The organism is Gordonia sp. (in: high G+C Gram-positive bacteria) (assembly GCF_049299075.1).
Lineage (GTDB): Bacteria > Actinomycetota > Actinomycetes > Mycobacteriales > Mycobacteriaceae > Gordonia.
On the sequence record NZ_JBAQWU010000052.1, the window covers coordinates 1 to 3325 of the forward strand.

A 3325-nucleotide genomic window follows, 5' to 3' on the forward strand; every position below is an offset into this window, starting at 1 on the left:
CACCGCGGCCGGGTCGGTGGTCCGCCAGAACGGCGGGAGACCGGCCGCCAAGTAACCGCCGTAGCGCGCGGTGACCAGCCGGGAGTCCAGGACGGCGACGACGCCGCGGTCGCTCTCGGCGCGCAGCAATCGACCGGCGCCCTGGGCCAGCAGCAGGGCCGCGTGGTTGGCCGAGACCGCGAGGAAACCGTTGCCGCCGTGGCTGTCGACGTCGCGCTGGCGGGCGGTGAGGAGCGGATCGTCCGGTCGCGGAAACGGAATCCGGTCGATCATCACCAGGCGCAGCGACGGGCCGGGGACGTCGACGCCCTGCCACAGGCTGAGGGTGCCGAACAGGCAGGTGGGCTCGTCGTCGGCGAATGTGGCGATGAGGGTTGAGGTGGTGTCCTCACCTTGGCAGAGGATGGGGAAGGCGACGCGTTCGCGCAGCGCTTCGGCCGCCAGCTTCGCGGCCCGCATCGAGGAGAACAGGCCGAGGGTGCGCCCGCCTGCCGCATTCATCAGATCGACCATCTCGTCAAGCACGGCAGGCGCGGGTCCGTCGCGGCCGGGTGCGGGCAGCTGTTTGGCAACGTAGAGGATGGCCGACCGCGGATAGTCGAACGGCGAACCGACGTCCAGCCCGCGCCAAGTCTCCTGCTCTGGCGGCAGTCCCCAGTTGCGGGCGAGCGCATTGAAATTGCCGCCGATGGTCAGGGTGGCCGAGGTGAGGATGACGGTGGAATCGGTGAACAGCGAGGCGCGCAGCAGTCCGGAGACCGACAGTGGCGCGATATTCAGCGTCCGTCTGGAGTCGCCGTTCTTGATTCGTTCCTCGCCCACCCACACGACGTCGCGGCGCTTGGCGATATCGGTTTCGCCGAACACGCCCAGAACTCGGACGACGGCGTCGTGCAGATTCTCGGTCGCGCTGATCGCCAGTTGGCGGGCGGCTGCGGCATCCGGATCGCCCGGATTCTTCTCCCCGGCCGGGGAGATCTCGGTACGGGTTTCCCAGAGCCGGTCACGCAGACTGGCGAGCACCTCGGCGGCGCCCCCAGGCATCCGGGTCCATTCGCCGTTGCGGGCCTCGTCGAGCAGGCTTTCGAGCGCGGCCGCCGCGCCGGCTAGCGACTCGGCGGTCTGTGTGGAGATCAATCGTCCGGCGCGGCGGCTGACATAGTTCACCCCGGCCGCGGAGATCTCTTCGGTGGAGACCGACGTGATGCGGTCAACCAATTCGTGTGCTTCGTCGATTACCACCACACGGTGTTCGGGAAGGATTTGGGCGGGACTCATCGCGTCGATGGCCAGCATGGCGTGGTTGGTCACCACCACATCGGACTGGGCCGCGCGGGCGCGCGCCGCCTCGGCGAAACAATCGTCAGAGAACTCGCACGCCGCCGCGCCGACGCATTCCTGGGAGCTGACGCTCACCTGGCGCCACGACTGGTTGTTCACCCCCGGGGTCAGGTCGTCGCGGTCGCCGGTCTCGGTGTCCGAAGCCCATTCTCGAAGGCGCGTGACCTCTCGGCCCATCCGGGACATTTCGAACGCATCGAAAAGCTCGGCGTCGGGATCCTCGGCAGTCCCGGCGTGAATCTTGTTGAGGCACAGGTAGTTTGCCCGGCCCTTAAGGATCGCGAAGGTGGGCGCACGGCCGATCGGTTCGGTGAGCGCCTCGGCCAGGCGCGGCAGATCGCGCTCGGTCAGCTGACGCTGCAGGGCGATGGTGGCGGTAGAGACGACGACGGCTTCGCGGCTGGCGACCGCATGGGCGATCGCGGGCACCAGGTAGGCGAGCGATTTACCGGTGCCAGTTCCCGCCTGCACGGCCAGGTGCCTAGTGCCGTCGATGGCGTCGGCCACGGCGGTGGCCATCTCGAGTTGTCCGGCTCGGCGCGAGCCGCCCAGGGCGGTGACGGCGGCGGAGAGCAGTGCGGGGACGTCAGGTAGTTCGCTCACTCGGTGGTAGAACCCGTGTACAGCAGGTCGCCGTCGAACCGTACGCCTGCCGCGCGGAGGGCGTCGTGGGCCGCCGACCAGGTGGCGGGCGAGATTGCGGCCGTGAAGTTCAGCAGTACCCGCGTGTCGAATCCGGCGCGGACGGCATCCAGAGCGGTGGCGGCGACGCAATAGTCGGTGGCCAGGCCGACGACGTCGACGGTACTGATCTCGTGCGCCCGCAGCCAGTCGGCCAGGCCGACGCCGTCGTGGGTGGCGCCCTCGAAACCGGAGTACGCAGCACTGTAGGCGCCCTTGTCGAAGATCGCCGCGAATCTCTCGGTGTTCAGCGACGGATGGAAGCCAGCGCCGTCGGTGTGTGCCACGCAATGCGGCGGCCAGGAGTCGACGAAGTCGGGATGGTCAGAGAAGTGCGCACCCGGATCGATGTGGTAATCGCGCGTAGCGACGATCGTCGAGTACTCGGGGAGCAGGCGCGTGACAGCATCGGCGACGGCGGCGCCCCCGTGTACGGCCAGTGAGCCGCCTTCGCAGAAGTCGTTCTGCACGTCGACGACGATCAGGGCGCGGCGCGATTTCACGGCGCCTCCGTCACATAGCGGGTGGCGATCGCCGGATCGCCGTGGCTCAGGCCCAAGCCCTCCCACGGCAGGCTCACCAGGCCCCGGGCGAGCAGTTCCCGCGACTGGCCCAGGGTCGGCACGTCGGCGACGCGGTCGCCATCGCGCACCAGCGGGATTGCCAATTCACGTACGTGCAGGCCGTCGCCGGGTTCCGGAGCGACCCGGCCGTCGCGATAGAGAATCTCTTCGACGACGGTGCCCGTGTCGCGGGCCGCACGAACCGCGCGTTTGGCGCCGCCAAGGCTGGTCTTGTGGCTGGATCGTTTGGCGACGGGGATTCCGTCGACCTCGACCAGCTTGTAGACCATCCCCGCGGTCGGTGCGCCGCTGCCGGTGACCAGTGCGGTGCCGACGCCATAGATGTCGACCGGTTCAGCGCGGAGCGAGGCAATTGCGTACTCGTCGAGGTCGCCGCTGACGACGATCTTGGTGCCGGTGGCACCAAGATCGTCGAGCTGCTGGCGGACCTGGCGGGCTAACACACCCAGGTCGCCGGAGTCGATGCGCACCGCCGACAGCTCGGGGCCGGCCACCTCGATCGCGTTCGCGACGCCCTGGGTGATGTCGAATGTGTCCACCAGCAGCGTGGTGTCGGGGCCGAACCGGGCGATCTGGGCGGCGAACGCGGCTCGCTCATCCGACCCGTGCGGTTGGGAGAACGAGAGCGTCCATGAGTGGGCGGCGGTGCCAGCGCTGGGAACGGCGTAGGTCCGGGCGGCCTCGAGGTTGCTGGTCGAGGTCACGCCGCACAGGTAGGC

Annotated in this window: 2 protein-coding genes and 1 pseudogene; all 3 read right to left on the reverse strand. The window is 68.9% G+C overall.

Annotated elements, in window-relative coordinates; translation table 11 throughout:
* Positions 1 to 1944 (reverse strand): ATP-dependent DNA helicase (locus WAW85_RS01940; RefSeq protein ID WP_422557977.1); only part of this gene is annotated, 1944 nt, incomplete at its 3' end.
* The gene (locus WAW85_RS01945) at positions 1941 to 2525 is read right to left on the reverse strand and encodes a nicotinamidase (protein WP_422557978.1); all 585 of its coding nucleotides are present in this window, start codon (positions 2523 to 2525) and stop codon (positions 1941 to 1943) included. The genes WAW85_RS01940 and WAW85_RS01945, both read right to left, overlap by 4 nt.
* Positions 2522 to 3325: pseudogene (locus tag WAW85_RS01950) on the reverse strand (nicotinate phosphoribosyltransferase); the annotation flags it as partial. The pseudogene WAW85_RS01950 and the gene WAW85_RS01945, both read right to left, overlap by 4 nt.